Source organism: Streptomyces sp. NPDC051105 (assembly GCF_040682795.1).
Lineage (GTDB): Bacteria > Actinomycetota > Actinomycetes > Streptomycetales > Streptomycetaceae > Streptomyces.
The window spans coordinates 110182-126823 of the sequence record NZ_JBFBBR010000014.1 but is presented as its reverse complement, the minus strand read 5'-3'; the positions used below and the strand labels follow the sequence as shown (position 1 = coordinate 126823).

12 protein-coding genes and 1 tRNA gene are annotated in these 16642 nt (G+C 72.0%); 8 read left to right on the top strand and 5 right to left on the bottom strand.

Features of this window, described 5'->3' with window-relative positions; translation table 11 throughout:
• Positions 1–52: 52 nt before the first annotated feature.
• From AB0N16_RS30455 to AB0N16_RS30445, 3 genes are all read right to left on the bottom strand, one after another.
• The gene (locus tag AB0N16_RS30455; protein WP_365802429.1) at positions 53–925 is read right to left on the bottom strand and encodes a cellulose-binding protein; all 873 of its coding nucleotides are present in this window, start codon (positions 923–925) and stop codon (positions 53–55) included.
• A 320-nt stretch (positions 926–1245) separates the two neighbouring features.
• Complete coding sequence (locus AB0N16_RS30450) at positions 1246–4395, bottom strand: SUKH-4 family immunity protein (protein ID WP_365802210.1); 3150 nt, start codon at positions 4393–4395, stop codon at positions 1246–1248.
• A gap of 8 nt (positions 4396–4403) precedes the next feature.
• Complete coding sequence (locus AB0N16_RS30445; RefSeq protein WP_365802208.1) at positions 4404–5420, bottom strand: SMI1/KNR4 family protein; 1017 nt, start codon at positions 5418–5420, stop codon at positions 4404–4406.
• Positions 5421–5717: 297 nt separating this feature from the next.
• Here AB0N16_RS30445 and AB0N16_RS30440 point away from each other — a divergent pair, with 297 nt between their 5' ends.
• Complete coding sequence (locus tag AB0N16_RS30440; RefSeq protein ID WP_365802206.1) at positions 5718–6257, top strand: YwqJ-related putative deaminase; 540 nt, start codon at positions 5718–5720, stop codon at positions 6255–6257.
• A gap of 84 nt (positions 6258–6341) precedes the next feature.
• Positions 6342–6839 carry an SUKH-3 domain-containing protein gene (locus AB0N16_RS30435; RefSeq protein ID WP_365802204.1) on the top strand — a complete coding sequence of 166 codons (498 nt, stop codon included), beginning with the start codon at positions 6342–6344 and terminating at the stop codon, positions 6837–6839.
• Positions 6840–7041: 202 nt separating this feature from the next.
• Here AB0N16_RS30435 and AB0N16_RS30430 read toward each other — a convergent pair whose 3' ends face one another.
• Entirely contained in the window at positions 7042–8355 is a 1314-nt protein-coding gene (locus tag AB0N16_RS30430) for a histidine kinase (protein ID WP_365802202.1), read from the bottom strand.
• Positions 8356–8776: 421 nt separating this feature from the next.
• On the opposite strand from AB0N16_RS30430, the gene AB0N16_RS30425 reads away from it, so the two are divergent.
• The 6 genes from AB0N16_RS30425 to AB0N16_RS30400 all read left to right on the top strand — a co-directional run bounded on the left by AB0N16_RS30425 (position 8777) and on the right by AB0N16_RS30400 (position 13620).
• Positions 8777–8848 (top strand) — tRNA-Gln (locus tag AB0N16_RS30425).
• 123 nt (positions 8849–8971) lie between these two features.
• Entirely contained in the window at positions 8972–10420 is a 1449-nt protein-coding gene (glmU, locus tag AB0N16_RS30420) for a bifunctional UDP-N-acetylglucosamine diphosphorylase/glucosamine-1-phosphate N-acetyltransferase GlmU (RefSeq protein WP_365802200.1), read from the top strand.
• A 141-nt stretch (positions 10421–10561) separates the two neighbouring features.
• Complete coding sequence (locus AB0N16_RS30415; RefSeq protein WP_351706657.1) at positions 10562–11542, top strand: ribose-phosphate diphosphokinase; 981 nt, start codon at positions 10562–10564, stop codon at positions 11540–11542.
• Between the two features lie 243 nt (positions 11543–11785).
• The gene (locus AB0N16_RS30410; RefSeq protein ID WP_365802198.1) at positions 11786–12385 is read left to right on the top strand and encodes a 50S ribosomal protein L25/general stress protein Ctc; all 600 of its coding nucleotides are present in this window, start codon (positions 11786–11788) and stop codon (positions 12383–12385) included.
• A 74-nt stretch (positions 12386–12459) separates the two neighbouring features.
• Positions 12460–13068, top strand: coding sequence for an aminoacyl-tRNA hydrolase (gene pth / locus AB0N16_RS30405; protein WP_365802196.1), 609 nt, complete (start codon positions 12460–12462; stop codon positions 13066–13068).
• A 42-nt stretch (positions 13069–13110) separates the two neighbouring features.
• Positions 13111–13620: a hypothetical protein gene (locus AB0N16_RS30400; protein ID WP_365802194.1), complete on the top strand. Its 510-nt coding sequence runs from the start codon at positions 13111–13113 to the stop codon at positions 13618–13620.
• 95 nt (positions 13621–13715) lie between these two features.
• On the opposite strand, the gene ppc is transcribed toward AB0N16_RS30400, so the two are convergent.
• A complete protein-coding gene (ppc, locus tag AB0N16_RS30395; RefSeq protein ID WP_365802192.1) occupies positions 13716–16448 on the bottom strand; it encodes a phosphoenolpyruvate carboxylase in 2733 nt (910 codons plus the stop codon).
• Between the last annotated feature and the right edge of the window lie 194 nt (positions 16449–16642).

The following is a 16642-nucleotide window of genomic DNA, read 5'->3' as shown; positions in this document are numbered from 1 at the left end:
GGCGCGGTGGGTCGGGCTGAGCTGGGCCCGGCGTGCAGCGGGGGGCGAGGCGCTATTCGGCCGTCGCGCGCCCCGTCAGGGTCATGAGGCTGTCGCGCATGTGGTCCATGTGCGCCTGTACGTCGTCCCAGGTCTCCCCGTGCTCGCGCAGCACACGCTCGGTCTCCCGCGCGATGCGCTCCTCCCGGACCCGCGCCTCCGCGAGGATCTCCTCGGCACGCACCCGGGCCGCCTCCTGGGAACGGTGCTGCCACTCCTCCGCCTCGCCCAGGGCCCGCTTCGCCTCGGACAGGGCGGCCTCCGCGCGGGCGATGCGGTCGGCCATCTGCGCATCGGCCTCGGCGGCGCGCGCGGCCTCCTCGTCCTCCGCCGCGATCCAGCGTTCGGCGTGCTCCTTGGCCTGCTCGGCGAGCATCCCGGTGGTGCGCTGCCGCACCTCGCGCAACGCCGCGAGGGCCTCGCCGCGCGCCTCCTTCACCTCCAGCCGGGCGCCGATGCGGATCTCGTCGGCCTCGGCGCGCGCGGCGAGAAGCAGCTGGCGGGCGCGTTCCTCGGCGTCCGCGCGGAGCGCGTCCGCCTCTTCGCGGGCCGCACAGAGCTCGTTCTCGGCGCACGTCTCTGCCTGCACGACCCCGTCGGTCAGAGCGCGCCGGGCGTTGTCGCGGACGGCCGACGCCTCGTCCACCACGAGCCGGAACACCCGCTGCGCGCGGTCTCCGAGTGTCTCGTAGGTCTGGGGCGGGAGCTGCTCGACGACGGCCCGCATCCGCACGGCCTCCGCCTCCATGTCCTTGGCGAGCACGGTGAGCCGCGCGGCACGCTCCCACGCGGCGTCCCTGTCCTGCGAGAGCGCCACCAGGAACGCGTCGACCTGCTCGGGGCGGTACCCACGCCCCCGGACGGTCACGAAGCCGTACGGCGGCATCGATGCGCTGCTCACCCTGGAACCCCTCTCCGCCGGACCCGCACGAAATGATGATTTCGCGCACATCTTGATGGATAGGGCGTAAGTGTTCATAACGCGACACTCCGCAGACATGTCACGGCCGGAGCGCCATGCGTCGTATCGAGGCCCGCGAGAGCACCAGGGGGCGTGAAACGCACTGCCGCGCGCCCCGTGGTCGCGGTACCGGCTCAGCGCCGCAGCCCGACCCGATCCCGGGCCAGGACGTGCACACGCGCAGGGGGCCGGCCCGGTCACCCGACCGGACCGGCCCCCACCGGTCGTACGTACCTACCGCCGCGTCACAACAGGCCGTCCCACATCTGCTCCAGCAGCACCGACCACCAGCTCTCCGGCGAACCGAGCGCCGCGGGGTCCAGGGAGGCCAACTGGGCCTGGAAATCGACGGTCCAGCGACCCGCCTGCTCCTGGTTCAGGCCGAACCTGAGCCGCCACATCCGGCCCAGCAGCGCCAGGCAACGCGCGAACTCCGGCAGCCCTGTGTTGACGAACTGCGGCGGCACGGACCCCCCGCCCGGCCCCGCCTCCACCGGCACGGCCACGATGTTGGCGGTGCCGTACTGCACACAGATCGCCTTGCCGAAGTCGGTGCCCATCACGAGGTACGACCCCGCGTCCGGCGCAGGCTGCACCCCGCGCTCCTGCGCCAGCTCCGCCAGCGTCGGCACCGGACGGCCCGGCTGGGCCTGTGCCCAGAAGAACGGCCCCATGTCCAGCGGCAGTCCCGCCGCGACCAGCGTGTGCGCCACGATCGGCGGCACACCCTGCCGCGACACCGCCGCCTGCTCGAACCGAAACACGCCCGGCCCGAACGCCGCTCCCAGCTCCTGCGCGATCGCCTCGGGCGGGATCGGCGGCGCCGCCTGGACCTGCGGCAACGGCGCCCGCACCGGCGCGGGCCGCGCGGGACCCGCCGCCACCTGGTGCAGCTCACCCTGGTGCGCCAGCAACTGCCGCATCCCCTGCTGCCGGCTCGCGTGATCCGTCCCGTACGGCGCGATGCTCGCGAGCCGCGCCTGCGGCCACTGCTCCCGGATCATCCGCGCGCAGTAGGCACCCGGCAGCTCGCACGACTCCAGCTCCGTGTGCAGCTCCAGCACCTGGTCCGGCGGCACGTTCATCGCCCGCAGCTCGTGGTAGATCTGCCACTCCGGGTGCGGCGTTCCCGGCGCCGAACGCCGGATCAGCTGCTGTTCCGAACCGTCCTGCGCGCGATAGCGCAGCACCGCCTGGTAGCCGGGGCCCACGGTCGGCTGGCCCTGCTGCGGGTAGCCGTACGCCGGCGGCTGCTGCCCCGGCACGGGCTGCCCGGGCGGCGGCATCGCACCGGCCGGCGTCGGCGGCGGCATCTGCGGGGCGCCCGGCGGCATACCGGGGGCGCCTGGGGCAGCGGGTACGCCGGGGGCGGGCGGGGGCAGCGGCGCGCCCGGGGCGCCCACCGGAGGCGTGGCCAACACGGTCTCCGCGTGGTGGACCGCCTCGCGCGCACCACCGGCGGAACTCTGGGCACCGGGCGCGGGAGGCACGCCAGGGGCGCCTGGGGCTGGCGGTGCGCCCGGGGCGAAAGGGGCACCGGGGGCGTGCGACGGCGGCGGTGCGCCGGGCGCCGGGGGTACACCCGGGGCGCCCGGTGCTCCAGGAGCGCCGGGCGGATTCGGCACGCCCGGGGCCCCCGGGGGCTGAGGCGCGCCCCCTCCCATTCCGCTCGGGTCGGCCAGCATCGTGGCCGACCGATGGACATCGCCGGGGGGCGTGCCACCCGGAATGCCCGGCGCACCGGGCGGCTTGGGGGCGCCCGGCGGAGTCTGCGCGCCCGGCGGAGTCTGCGCGCCCGGCGCCTGCGCCGGACCCCCAGGCCGCTCGGGCCCCAACGCCGACACCATCTGCGTCGGCGCATACCCGCCCGCCGGCGCACCCGGTGCACCCGGCGCGGGCGGCTGAGGCGCGCCCCCCGGGCGTGCGCCCGGCGTTCCCGGGGCGCCCGGCGGCGGAGGCGGCGCACCGGCCGCACCGCGCGCCTTGCGCGGAGGAGGTGCGGCCCGGCTCGTCGCGGCGTCCGCTATGTCACTGGCGTTCGGCGCCAGCGGGCGGCTCGGCGCGGCCGGACCCGCCGGAGGCCGGGGCGCGCCGGGAGCACCGGCCGGCGGCTGCGGGTAGCCGTAGCTCGGGGCGGCGGGGCTCTGCGGATAGCCGTAAGAAGGCGCGGGCGGAGCCGCGGGCGCCGGCGCAGGTGCCGACGCTCCTGGCGCGGGCGTGCCCGGACCCGCCGCCGGCCCCTGCGGGTAGCCGTACGTCGGGGCGCCCGGCGGAGGCGGCGGAGGCGTGCTGCCCTGCGGCGCGCCGGGCGCGGCGGCCGCACCGTGCGCCCCGGGTGCACCCGGCACCCCCGGCGCACCAGCAGCTCCGGGCGCCCCCGACGCACCACCCTGCCCGCCCCGCACGCCCTGCGCGCCGTGTGCGCCGTGTGCGCCCTGCACACCCGGCGTGCTCGCGTCGTCGAGCGCCGGAGACATCGCCGTGCGCGGCAGTTGGCTGCCCCCCGCCATCAGCGCCGTCTCGGCGTCCCCCAGCGCACCGTCGTCGGAGTCGCTCAGCGGCGGCGCGAACACCGTCGCGGGCAACGGCACGGAACGGTCCTCACCGGCATCGGCGTTCGTATCGGTGCCCGCCCAAGGGGTCGCGCCGGCAGGCACGTTGGGCACGCCCGGCGCACCAGGTGCTCCCTGCGCCCCGGCGCCCGCCCCCGCACCCACTCGGGCACCACCCGCGCCACTCGCGCCACCCGCACCCCTCGCATCGCCCCCGGCCGCCGGCCAGGAAGCCCCACTACCCCCTGCCGGACCAGCCCCCGCACCAACCCCACCGGCACCACCGGCCCCACCGGCACCTGCCGGCACCCCCGCCTGCGTCTCCGCAAGCCCACCGGAACCCATCCCCGACCCCACACCGGAACCCGCCCCGGCCCCCACACCTGAACCCACCCCGGACCCCGCACCCGCCCCGCCGGCCGCCGCCCCCTCGCCCGACGCCCCGTCACCCCCCGATCGCTGATCCGGAATACCCAGCTTGTCCGCCGCCTCCTGGAGCCACTCCGGCGGGCTCAACAGGAACGAGGTCTGGTTCAGGTCGACCCGTGCCGCGGGCGCCGGTACCGCGTCGGCGACCTCCGCCTCACGGCCGTACTCCTCCTCGTACCGGCGGATCACCTCGCCCACCGGCAGCGCCGGCCACAGCGTCGCGTCGCCGCTGTCCCGGGCGATGACCAGCCGCTGCCCGCCCGCGTCCGAACGCGGGCCCTCCGCACGGTCCTCGCCCCACACCACGAACCCGAGGCCGAACTCCCGTACCCGCACCTCACGGTGCTGGTACGCCGGCACGTCCCCGTTGATCCACTCCTCCGCGCGCTCCTGCGCCTGCGCGAACGTCACCATGCCGAAACTCACTCCCCCGAGCCAACAGAGACGGCACGGGCGAAACCGCCGTCCACCATCAGGTTCGCCACCGTCTCCAGCTCCGGCGGGGAACCCGCCAGCCGGGACAGGAACACGTCGAAGTCCTCACCGCAGGGCAGCAGCAGCCGCTCCACCCGCTCGGCCGGCGACCACGACGGATCCACGTCGCGCACGTCGTCGTACGCGCAGAACCACACCGAGCCGAGCCGGTCGCCCTTCACCTTCACCGCCAGCAGACCGCCCTGCACGAAGCACACGCCCAGGTAGTCCTTGGTCAGGTGGTCGCGCAGGCATTTGTTGACGTACACGAGGTCGTTGACCGCCGCCTCGTCGCGGACCGTGAAGAAGGGCTGGTCGAGGAGGAGACCGAGTTCGGCGTCCAGCGCCGTACCCACCGGCGCGCACCCGCCCGCCGCCTTCAGGAAGGAGCGGTACGCGCCCGGCAGCCGGTAGCCGAGGTCCTCCTCGACGCCCTGCACCTGCGACTCCGACACCGCCACGCCCGACTTGGGCAGCCCCACATGGGCCGGGCGCGTCTCCTGCAACGGACGCGTGCCCCGCTTGCCCTGGTCCACCCGGGCCGTCGCCACCCCACCGTGATGCCGCAGCAACGCCTTCACCTCGACCGGGACCAACTCCAGCCGCCGTGACCCGGCCACGTGATGCCACGTCCAGCCGTGCGGCGTCGCCACCGCCGGCACCGTGTCCCACAGTTCATGACCCGAGGCGGACAGCACGGCGTTCGCCGACACATAGTCCGTCAGCCGCAACTCGTCGACGCCGAAGCCCTCCGGCGGGTCCGCGATCTCCGCCGCCGCGCGCGCGTAGGGAGAGAAATCGGGGTAGCCATGCTCGTCGACACGTACCCCTCTCGGGTGACGTGCCGCCCGGACCGGATCCGGGAAATGCACGACCTGCCCGGCGTAGGCCGAGTTCGGCGGCACGGCTTGTCCCCCGGCCTGGCGGCTGGGCGGTGCCCCCAGCCCGAGCCGACCTGTCGTCATGACGGTTGCCCCCTGCGGCACTCTGTACGAACCGAAACCGCACCCCAAAGCGCGCAACGGCCCGTATCCGGCTGTCTCTCCCACGTCCCAGACGCGTCGACCGCGCCCATCGCGGTGCCGACAGCCTATGCGGTACGCGAACCCCGGTCACCGGGCCTCCGCTTCCGTGACCAGCCGTCACCCTGACGTGACAGCCTGCCCAAACCCGGGCGTGTCGCACCGCCCCAGCTTCCGCACCCGCCACGGGATTTGGCAGTCTGTGACTTTCGGGGGGATGCCCGGGAGGGGAAGACGATCATGAACGTCGCACAGACGGGACCGCACACCGCCATGCCCGGCGCCCATCACAGCGCCACCAACGGCGACCCCCGCGTCGGCTGGAGCAGCACCGAAATACCGCCCGCGCCCGCCCTCCGGCACCGCCGCGACGGCATCCTGCCCACCGTCGCCGCCGCCCTCTCCGTCCGCGGCGCCACCCTCACCGGCACCGCGGCCCGCGGCGACCAGCCGCCCCCGCTGCACCCCCTGGTCCAGGAGTTCCTCGACACCCTGCCCAGCGGACAACGCGACCGTTTCACCGGCCGCTGCGCCGAGGCCATCCTCATCTCACGGCACATCGCCTCCGCCGACAGCGCCCGCAGCAAACGAGCCACCCGCAAACCCATGACCAACGGCGAAGCCCGCAAAGCCCTCAAGCAGGCCAAGCTCACCGCCCGCCGCATACGCGAGGACGGCGACCCCCTGCACGGCAGCTTCGCCGCCCCCTGCCGGGCCTGCGCCGCCCTCACCGCCCACTTCGGCGTCCGCATCGTCGACCCCACCGCCACCGACGGCTGACGCACACCCCCACCCGCGCAGCCCCCCATACCCCCCACGCAACACACCGCACCCGCACCCGCACCACACACGAACTAAGGTCAGATGCACCCCGACCGCACCTCCACCACCCGCTTCTCCGTGCCCGTCGACGCCGCTCTGCGCGCCGCCGGCTGGCAACCCGGACGCTGGGACATAAAACAGGCCGAGGTCTGGGCCGACGCCCTCCGCGAGTACACCTCACCCGCCGGGCACCGGCACACCGTCTTCCCGGCCGCCGTAGAAGCCTGGGCCGAATTCGGCGGCCTGCACATCACCCCCACCGGGCCCGGCCGCCAGATCGCCCCCGCCACCCTCCACCTCGACCCCCTGCACGGCCTGTACCTCGCCCGTACCCTCGGCGACCTCGGCCGCGCCCTGGACACCGAGGTCTGCCCGCTGGGCGAGGAGACCGAGACCCACTCCCTGCTCGCCATCGACGCCGAGGGCCGCGTCTACACCCTCGACCACACCGGCGACTGGTACGTGGGCCCCGACATCGACCACGGCCTGACCACCCTCATCGCAGGCGTCGAACCCCAACGCCTCACCACCCACGCCTGACCGGCACCCACCCCCCGGACCGCTCACGCACCCACCGGACCGCTCACGCACCCACCCACCCACAGCAACCCCTCACCCACCTACGACACCCACCCACCACACCCACCCAGGACATCCACCCACGACAACCACTCACGACCCGACAACCACTCACGACACCCACCCACAACACCCACCCACAACACCCGCGCACAACACCCGCTCACGCCGCCGGAATCACCGCCGACACCCGGAAACCCCCCGCGTCCGTCGGCCCCGACACGAACACCCCGCCGAGCCCCAGCACCCGCTCGCGCATGCCCACCAGACCGTTGCCGCCGGACGGCAGTCCCGCCGAGGCCGCCGACGCCGGTTCCGGCGGTGGCTCGTTCTCCACCTGCATCGCGATCTCCGCCACCCGATGCGCCAGCCGGACATGTGTCTTGGCGCCCGCCGCGTGCTTGTGGACGTTCGTCAACGCCTCCTGCACCACCCGGTACGCCGTCTGCTCCACCTCGACCGCGTACGACCGCGCATCCCCCTCCACCGACAGATCGACCACCATCCCGGCCGCCGCCGACTGCCCGATCAGCTCCTCCAGCTCCGACAGATACGGCCCCTCCTCCTCGGCCACCCGCGAAGCCGCCACCGCGGCGGCCACCCCCACCACGGCCAACGGCAAGACCGCCGACGCCGGCGCCGTACGACGCCGGTCGCCGTCCCCGGAGCGCAGCACCCCCAGCATCTCCCGCAGCTCCGTCAGCGCCTGGCGCCCCATGTCGCCCACCAGCGCCGCGTTCCTCACCGCCTTCTCCGGGTCCTTCCGTGCCACCGCCTGCAACGCCGCGGCGTGCACCACCATCAGGCTCACCCGATGCGCGACGACGTCGTGCATCTCCCGCGCGATCCGCGTCCGTTCCTCGCCCCGCGCCCACTCCGCACGCTCCTCCGCGCGCTCCGCGAGCAACTGGAGCTCCCGCTCCAGGCTGTCCGCGCGCTCCCGCAGGCTCTCCATCAGCCGCCGCCGCGCGCCCACGTAGAGGCCCAGCAGCACCGGAGGCGCGGTCAGCCCGAGCGAGGTGGCCAGCGCCGCGAACGGCACGAACCAGTCCCCGAGCGTCAGATCCCCCCGCGCCATGCTCTGCCGCACCCGCACGAACGTCACGATCAGCGTGCCCAGCAGCGTCATCCCCGACAGCGCCACGATGATCCGGCGCGGTACCTCGGCCGCGGCGAGTGTGTAGAGGCCGACGATGCCCATCAGGAAGCCCATCTGGGCCGGCGTGATCGCGATCGACACGAGTACGACGGCGATCGGCCATTTCCTGCGCAGCAACAGAACCGAACCGGCCAGCAAACCGAACACGATCCCGGCCGACACCGGAACCCCCGCATCCCGTGCGAACGGGATCCCCTCGGCGCCGCACTCCAGCGCCGACACCAGCGCCAGCCCACCGTCCAACGCCGCACTACGCCACCGCGACCACCACCACGGCCCTGCCAAGGCCGTCGCGCGGTCTGCCCCCGTCGTGGTCATGCGTCCAGCCTACGGGCGCGAGGGTGGGCTTTTCCGGTGAGTTTCGTCTACTCGCCTACACCACCCTCCGTAACCGAACAACACCGAAACCCACCGGTATCCCTCGAACTGCCGAACCACGCCCGTTCGAGGCCGGAATCGATCAATCCGGCCAGACAGCATGCGGACGGCGAGTGCACGGTCGACGCGTTCACCGTCGACGCGTGCACCGTCGACGCGTGCACCGTCGACGCGACGGAGGTTCGTAACGGCAGAGCGGCGACCAGTAAAGCCGCAAAGCCGAAGCCGCAACGCGGCGAAGGTGCCGCGGTAAATGTCCTGAAGGGCGCCGACTTGTATCGTCGCATGGAAGGCGCCTGGTACGGCATAGTAGGAGGCGCCACTCGACGACCTGACTAAATGTCCGGTTCAGTCGACATATTCCCCCGTGGTGTAATTGGCAGCACTGTGGCTTTTGGTGCCATCTGTCCGGGTTCGAGTCCTGGCGGGGGAGCCGCACTCTTTCCGGCCCTGACCGCTGACAGTCCCGTCAGGGCCCACTCTCATGTCCCCCACGAAACGCCCCGGTATCCTGCGGATGTCACCCCCACCCGTCCAAAAGCCGAAGGGCAACTCCGTGAGCGCCATTCGCCCGGCAGCCGTCGTCGTTCTCGCAGCGGGTGAGGGCACCCGTATGAAGTCGGCCACACCCAAGGTCCTGCACGACATCTGTGGCCGTTCCCTGGTGGGCCATGTGCTCGCCGCCTCCCGTGAGTTGAACCCCGAGAACCTGGTCGTCGTCGTCGGGCACGCCCGCGAGCAGGTCGGCGCGCATCTCGGTGCGATCGACCCCGCCGTCCGTACGGCCGTGCAGGAGCGGCAGAACGGCACCGGGCACGCGGTGCGGATGGCGCTGGAGGAGCTGGGCGGCGTGGTCGACGGGACCGTCGTGGTCGTCTGCGGGGACACCCCGCTGCTCACCGGCGAGACCCTCGCCCGGCTCGCCGGGACCCACCACGCCGACGGCAACGCCGTGACCGTGCTGACCGCCGAGGTCCCGGACGCGACGGGTTACGGCCGTATCGTGCGCGACGACGCGTCCGGCGCGGTGACGGCCATCGTCGAGCACAAGGACGCCTCCGACTCGCAGCGGGCGATCCGGGAGATCAACTCGGGTGTGTTCGCGTTCGACGGGCAGCTGCTGGCGGACGCGCTGGGGAAGGTCCGCACGGACAACAGCCAGGGCGAGGAGTACCTGACGGACGTGCTGGGGATCCTGCGCGAGGCCGGGCACCGGGTCGGTGCGTCGGTCGCCGCCGACCACCGCGAGATCGCCGGGATCAACAACCGGGTGCAGCTGGCGGAGGCCCGCCGGATCCTCAACGACCGGCTGCTGGAGCGGGCGATGCTGGACGGCGTCACGGTCGTGGACCCGGCGACCACCTGGGTCGACGTGACGGTCACCTTCGAGCGGGACGTCATCGTCCACCCGGGGACGCAGCTGCAGGGCTCCACGCACCTCGGCGAGGGCGCCGAGGTCGGGCCGAACAGCCGGCTGAAGAACACCCGGGTGGGCGCCGGGGCGCGCGTGGACAACACGGTGGCCGATTCCGCCCATGTCGGTCCGAACGCGTCCGTGGGACCGTATGCCTATCTGCGGGCCGGGACGCGGCTGGGGGCCAAGGGCAAGATCGGCACCTATGTGGAGACCAAGAACGCCTCGATCGGGGAGGGGACCAAGGTTCCGCACCTCTCCTATGTCGGCGACGCGACGATCGGCGAGTACTCGAACATCGGCGCGGCGAGCGTGTTCGTGAACTACGACGGTGAGAGCAAGCACCACACCACCGTCGGGTCGCACTGCAAGACGGGTTCGGACAACATGTTTGTGGCGCCTGTCACGGTCGGGGACGGTGCATACACCGCCGCCGGGTCTGTGATCACGAAGGACGTACCGCCCGGTTCGCTGGCCGTGGCCCGCGGTCAGCAGCGGAATATCGAGGGCTGGGTGGCCCGGAAGCGTCCGGGGAGTTCGGCGGCGAAGGCCGCCGAGGCGGCTTCGCGGCAGGGCGCGAGCGAGGACTGACCGGAAACAGGTGCGCCGAAGACGTCGTACCGTGATAAGTGCACACCCGCACCTAACCAGCTGTTTCGGCCTCTTGCGCCCGGCGCAGAGGTCGCTGGACATCCAGCTGTACGGCTGAGACACCTCTGAGGAGACAGTGCTGTGACCGGGATCAAGACGACCGGCAAGAAGAAGATGATGTTCTTCTCCGGCCGCGCCCACCCCGAGCTTGCCGAGGAGGTCGCCCACCAGCTGGGTGTCGGGGTCGTACCGACCAAGGCCTTCGACTTCGCCAACGGCGAGATCTACGTCCGTTACCAGGAGTCGGCGCGCGGTGCCGACTGCTTCGTGATCCAGAGCCACACGGCTCCGATCAACCAGTGGATCATGGAGCAGCTGATCATGATCGACGCGCTGAAGCGTGCGTCGGCGCGTTCGATCACGGTGATCGTGCCGTTCTACGGTTACGCGCGGCAGGACAAGAAGCACCGGGGCCGTGAACCGATTTCGGCGCGGCTCATCGCCGATCTGATGAAGACGGCGGGTGCGGACCGGATCCTGACCGTGGATCTGCACACGGACCAGATCCAGGGGTTCTTCGACGGTCCGGTGGATCACCTGTTCGCCCTCCCGCTGCTCGCGGACTACGTGGGCACGAAGGTGGACAGGGACAAGCTGACGATCGTGTCCCCGGACGCCGGCCGGGTGCGCGTCGCCGACCGCTGGTGCGACCGGCTCGGGGCGCCGCTGGCCATCGTGCACAAGCGCCGTGACAAGGACGTGGCGAACCAGGTGACCGTCCACGAGGTCGTGGGCGAGGTCGAGGGCCGGGTCTGCGTCCTGGTCGACGACATGATCGACACCGGTGGCACGATCTGCGCGGCGGCGGACGCCCTGTTCGCGCACGGCGCCGAGGACGTGATCGTGACGGCGACGCACGGTGTGCTCTCGGGTCCGGCGGCGGACCGGCTGAAGAACTCGCGGGTGAGCGAGTTCGTGCTGACCAACACCCTGCCGACGCCGGGCGAGCTGGGCCGGGACCTGGACAAGATCACGGTGCTGTCGATCGCGCCGACGATCGCGAGCGCGGTGCGCGAGGTGTTCGAGGACGGTTCGGTGACGAGCCTCTTCGACGAGCAGTGAGCGGTGCTTCGTAAGCACCGTGCAGTGAGGTTTCTGCACAGGGCGCGGGGCCCTCATCGCCTGCGCTGAAGATCCTTTTGGTGCGGCCTCCCCCGCCGAGTAGACTGCACAAGTTGCTCGGCGAGGGAGGCCGTACCTGTTTTCGTACAGGTGTCGGCGGTCCGTTATCGACGCGCTCTTCGTAGCAGGCCGTTCGTGGCCGGGTGACCACGTCCGTATCTACTTCTACGAGGAGTGATCACCATGTCCGAGGTGAAGATCAGCGCCGAGTCGCGTACCGAGTTCGGCAAGGGTGCCGCCCGCCGTATCCGTCGTGACAGCAAGGTCCCCGGTGTCCTGTACGGCCACGGTTCGGACCCGATCCACCTGACCCTCCCGGGCCACGAGCTGCTGCTCGCGCTGCGTACCCCGAACGTCCTGATCTCCCTGGACATCGACGGCAAGTCCAACGAGCTGGCGATCCCGAAGTCCGTGGTGCGCGACCCGATCAAGGGCTTCCTGGAGCACGTCGACCTGCTGCTGGTCAAGCGCGGCGAGAAGGTCAACGTCGAGATCCCGGTGCACACCGAGGGCGAGCTGGCCCCGGGCGGCAACCTGCTGGAGCACGTGCTGAACGCGCTGCCGGTCGAGGCCGAGGCCACCCACATCCCCGAGTCCGTCTCCGTCTCCGTCGAGGGCCTGCAGGCCGGCGCCTCCATCCTCGCCAAGGACATCACCCTGCCGTCCGGCGTGACCCTGGCCGTCGAGGACGACGCGGTCGTCCTTCAGGTCCTGGCCGCGCAGGCCGAGGAAGCCGCCGAGGGCGAAGAGGGCGAGTCGGGCGGGGAAGTCGCCGAGGCCTGATCCTCACCCTCGTTTCATCGTTCGTCAGCCGCTGCTCCCTCCCGGGAGCGGCGGCTGGCGCGTATCAAGGAGACATGGACGTGACCACCCCCGCAGCCGCCAACGCCCCTTGGCTGATCGTCGGCCTCGGCAACCCCGGACCGGAGTACGCGATGAACCGGCACAACGTCGGTTTCATGGTCGCGGATCTGCTCGCCGGGCGGATCGGGGGGAAGTTCAAGCGGGCCGGCAAGGCGCAGGCGCAGGTCGTGGAGGGGCGGCTCGGGGCGCCGGGTCCGGGGAGCCGGCGGGTGATCCTGGCCAAGCCGATGTCGTTCATGAACCTCTCCGGCGGCCCGGTGAACGCGCTCCGCGACTTCTACAAGGTGCCGGTGGCGAACATCGTCGCCGTCCACGACGAACTGGACATCGACTACGGCGTGCTCCGGCTCAAGCTCGGCGGCGGCGACAACGGCCACAACGGGCTGAAGTCGATGACCAAGGCGATGGGCGCCGACTACCACCGGGTGCGGTTCGGGATCGGACGCCCTCCGGGTCGTATGCAGGTCGCGGACTTCGTACTGAAGGACTTCTCCTCGGCCGAGCGCAAGGAACTGGACTATCTCGTGGACCGGGCGGCCGACGCCGTGGAGGCACTGGTCACCGAGGGACTGGAGCGGGCACAAAGCTCGTACAACTCCTGACTTGTCCCGCACCGCAGTTGACCGGCCGTAGGGAGATGGCCAATGATCCCGGCCATGCCTGCTGCCTCGGTCCCCTCCTCCCGTACGTCTTCGGTCGCCGCCCTGCGGCTCGGCCGGGTCGTGTCGATGGGCGCGGTCGCCGTGCTGATCCTGGTCGGCGGGGTGTGGGGCTCCTGGGGCACGGCGCAGGACGTGATGCTGACCAAGGGCAAGGAACGGGGCACGGTCGAGGTGACCGCGTGCGGTGCGGACACCTGCACGGGCCCGTTCACCCCGGTCTCCTCCGGCGCCTCCGCACGCTCCCGGGTGGTCATCGACAAGTCGGTGGCGGTGCGCAAGGGGCAGACCTACGACGTGATCGTGAAGCCCGGCACCGACGACGTGGTCCGGTCCGGCCCCGCCGGGATCCTGCTCGCCTGGGTGCCGCTGGGCGGCGCGCTGCTGCTCGCGGCGGTGGTGGTCGCCGGAGGCCTGCGGCTGACCCGGGTGGCGTGGGCACTGGGCGGTTCGGGCATCGCGCAGCTGACGACGGCCTTCTTCGCCTTGCAGTGAGCGCATACCGCTGTGAGCGCATACGGCTGTGAGCGCATACGGCTGTGCCCCCGGGTGTACGACCCCGGGGGCACAGCCGTGTGCGGTGGTGCTGGTCAGCCGGTGTTGCGCAGGCCGGCCGCCACGCCGTTGACGGTGAGGAGGAGGGCGCGGGCGAGGAGCGGGTCGGGTTCGGCGCCCGCGGCGGCGGCGTCGCGCTGGCGCTTGAGGAGGGTGACCTGGAGGTAGGAGATCGGGTCGAGGTAAGCGTCGCGGATGCCGAAGGTCTGCTTGAGGACGGGGGTGGCGTCGAGCAGTTCGCTCTCGCCGGTGATCTTCAGGACTTCGGTGACGGTCAGCTCGTGTTCGGCCCGGATGGTCTCGAAGACGTGCTTCAGCTCGTCGGGGACGAGGGTGTCGACGTAGTGCTGGGCGATCCGCAGGTCGGTCTTGGCGAGGGTCATCTCGACGTTGGAGACGAAGTTGCGGAAGAAGTGCCACTGTTCGTGCATCTCGTCCAGGACGGTGTCCAGGCCCGCCTCGCGCAGCGCCTTCAGCCCGGAGCCGACGCCGAACCAGCCGGGGACGATCTGCCGGGACTGGGTCCAGCCGAACACCCAGGGGATGGCCCGCAGACCGTCCAGGCCGGCGCCGGAGTCGGGGCGGCGGGAGGGGCGGGAGCCCAGGTGCAGGTCGGCGAGCTGGTCCACGGGGGTGGCGGCGAAGAAGTACGCGGGCAGGTCGGGGTCCTCGACCAGGCGCCGGTAGGCGCTGTGGGCGGCGTCGGAGACCACGTCCATGGCGGCGTCCCAGCGGGCCAGGGCCTCTCCGGACTGGCGGGGGGCGGTGTGCAGGGCGGAGGCCTGCAGGGTCGCGGCGAGGGTCAGTTCCAGGTTCTCCCGGGCGAGGGAGGGGATGAGGTACTTGTCGGAGATGACCTCGCCCTGTTCGGTGACCTTGATCTCGCCCTCGAGGGTGCCCCAGGGCTGGGCGAGGATGGCGTCGTGGGAGGGGCCGCCGCCGCGGCCGACGGTGCCGCCGCGGCCGTGGAAGAGGCGCAGGCGCACCCCGTAGCGGTGGGCGACGTCGCGCAGGCGGCGCTGGGCGCGGTGGATCTCCCACTGGCTGGTGGTGATGCCGCCGAACTTGGAGGAGTCGGAGTATCCGAGCATGACTTCCTGGACGTCTCCGCGCAGCGCTACCAGGCGCCGGTAGGAGGGGTCGGAGAGCATGTCCTCCAGGATGGTGTCGGCGGCCTTGAGTTCGTCGGTGGTCTCCAGGAGGGGGACGATGCCGATCTTGGCCCAGCCGGCGTGCAGGTCCATCAGGCCGGCCTCGCGGGCCAGGACGGCGGCGGCGAAGACGTCGTCGGCGCCCTGGCACATGGAGATGATGTACGACTCGACGACCTCGGGCCCGAACACCTCCAGCGCCTTCTTCACCGTCTGGAAGACCCCCAGGGTCTTCTCCCCGGCCGCGTCCACCGGCGCCGGAGTGGGCGCGAGCGGCCGGCGCGACCTGAGTTCCTTGGCGAGGAGCTTGCCACGGTAGTCGCGGGGCATGTCGGCGTAGCGCCAGGACTCCTCGCCGAGGCGGTCGAAGAGCTGGCCGAGGGCGTGGTGGTGGGCGTCGGCGTGTTCGCGGACGTCCATGGTGGCGAGCTGGAGGCCGAACGCGGCCAGGGTGCGGATCGTGCGGGCCAGGCGGCCGTCGGCGAACAGACCGCCGCGGTGTTCGCGCAGCGAGGCCTGGATCAGCCGCAGGTCGCCCAGGAGCTCGGCGGTGCCCAGGTAGTCGCGGCCGGCCTGGTGCGGGGTGTCGGTGGCCAGCCGCCGCTTGGTGTTGACCAGCTTCTGCCGGATGCAGGTGGCCTTGAGGCGGTAGGGCTCCTCGGCGTTGAGGCGCTTGTAGCGGGGGCTGATCTCCGGCAGCAGCTCCAGATCGGTACGCAGGGACTCCAGCAGTTCCTCCGTGGCACCCGTGTAGCGGATGGAGTTGGAGAGGAAGCCGCGGAGTTCGTCGATCATCTCCAGGGCGTCGTTGATGCCGTGCTCGTGCTGGAGGATCAGGACGTCCCAGGTGACCTGCGGGGTGACGTTGGGGTTGCCGTCGCGGTCGCCGCCGATCCAGGTGCCGAAGGTCAGCGGCCGGGTGTGGTCGGGCAGCTTGACGCCGACCCGCTCCAGCTCCGCCGTCAGGTCCTCGAGGACGTCGCCGACCGCGTCGGCGTGCAGTTCGTCGAGGTAGTAGATGGCGTTGCGGGCCTCGTCGGCGGGCTCCGGGCGTACGACACGCAGCTCGTCGGTCTGCCAGACCAGGTCGATGTTCTCGGCGAGGCGGATGTCGGTGCGGCGGCGGTCCGACTCGATGACCGGGGTGTCCAGGAGCGCCGCGATACGCCGGAGCTTGTTCAGGACCGAGCGGCGCGCGGCCTCGGTGGGGTGCGCCGTGAACACCGGGCGGACGTTGAGGTTCTGGACGGTCTCGCGCAGGTGGTCGGCGTCGGCGTCCTTGAGCCGGTCGGCGGTGCGGGTGAGGAGGCCGCCCTCGGCGGCGCGGCGGGCGCGCAGTTCACGGCCGCGGTGGACCTGCTCGGTGACGTTGGCCAGGTGGAAGTAGGTGGAGAAGGCACGGACCAGCTTGGCGGCGGTCTCCAGTTCGATGCCGCGCAGCAGCTCGGCGGCGGCCTCGCCGTCCTCGCGGGTGAGGCGGCGGACCTTCTCCACGAGGTCCAGCAGCTCGGGGCCCTCCTGCCGGACGAGGGTCTCGCCGAGAAGGTCACCCAGCCGGCGGATGTCGGCGCGCAGCTCACTGCTGGTCGTGGTGGTCTGGTCGTCGGCACTGCTCACAGGTGCGGCTCCTTGCAGTGTTGAAGCTCGTCTGGAGGGAACCCGTCCGTCAGCCGGGCGGCAGGCGGGGCCTGTCCGCATACGGGCCGGACATCCGGGAAGGAAACAGAGCGGACCGCGCTGTCCGACCGACTCCAAGGATAGGTGTCCATGAGGACGCGCAGGCTAGGGGGCTCTTGCCGCGAGACGCCTCG

Bases quoted from the DNA above. Each gene is read 5' to 3' on its own strand.
- AB0N16_RS30445 (WP_365802208.1), bottom strand. From the start codon at position 5,420: ATGACGACAGGTCGGCTCGGGCTGGGGGCACCGCCCAGCCGCCAGGCC.
- pth (WP_365802196.1), top strand. From the start codon at position 12,460: ATGGACGTGACCACCCCCGCAGCCGCCAACGCCCCTTGGCTGATCGTC.
- AB0N16_RS30450 (WP_365802210.1), bottom strand. From the start codon at position 4,395: ATGGTGACGTTCGCGCAGGCGCAGGAGCGCGCGGAGGAGTGGATCAAC.
- AB0N16_RS30430 (WP_365802202.1), bottom strand. From the start codon at position 8,355: ATGACCACGACGGGGGCAGACCGCGCGACGGCCTTGGCAGGGCCGTGG.
- AB0N16_RS30440 (WP_365802206.1), top strand. From the start codon at position 5,718: ATGAACGTCGCACAGACGGGACCGCACACCGCCATGCCCGGCGCCCAT.
- AB0N16_RS30410 (WP_365802198.1), top strand. From the start codon at position 11,786: ATGTCCGAGGTGAAGATCAGCGCCGAGTCGCGTACCGAGTTCGGCAAG.
- AB0N16_RS30455 (WP_365802429.1), bottom strand. From the start codon at position 925: ATGCCGCCGTACGGCTTCGTGACCGTCCGGGGGCGTGGGTACCGCCCC.
- AB0N16_RS30435 (WP_365802204.1), top strand. From the start codon at position 6,342: ATGCACCCCGACCGCACCTCCACCACCCGCTTCTCCGTGCCCGTCGAC.
- AB0N16_RS30400 (WP_365802194.1), top strand. From the start codon at position 13,111: ATGATCCCGGCCATGCCTGCTGCCTCGGTCCCCTCCTCCCGTACGTCT.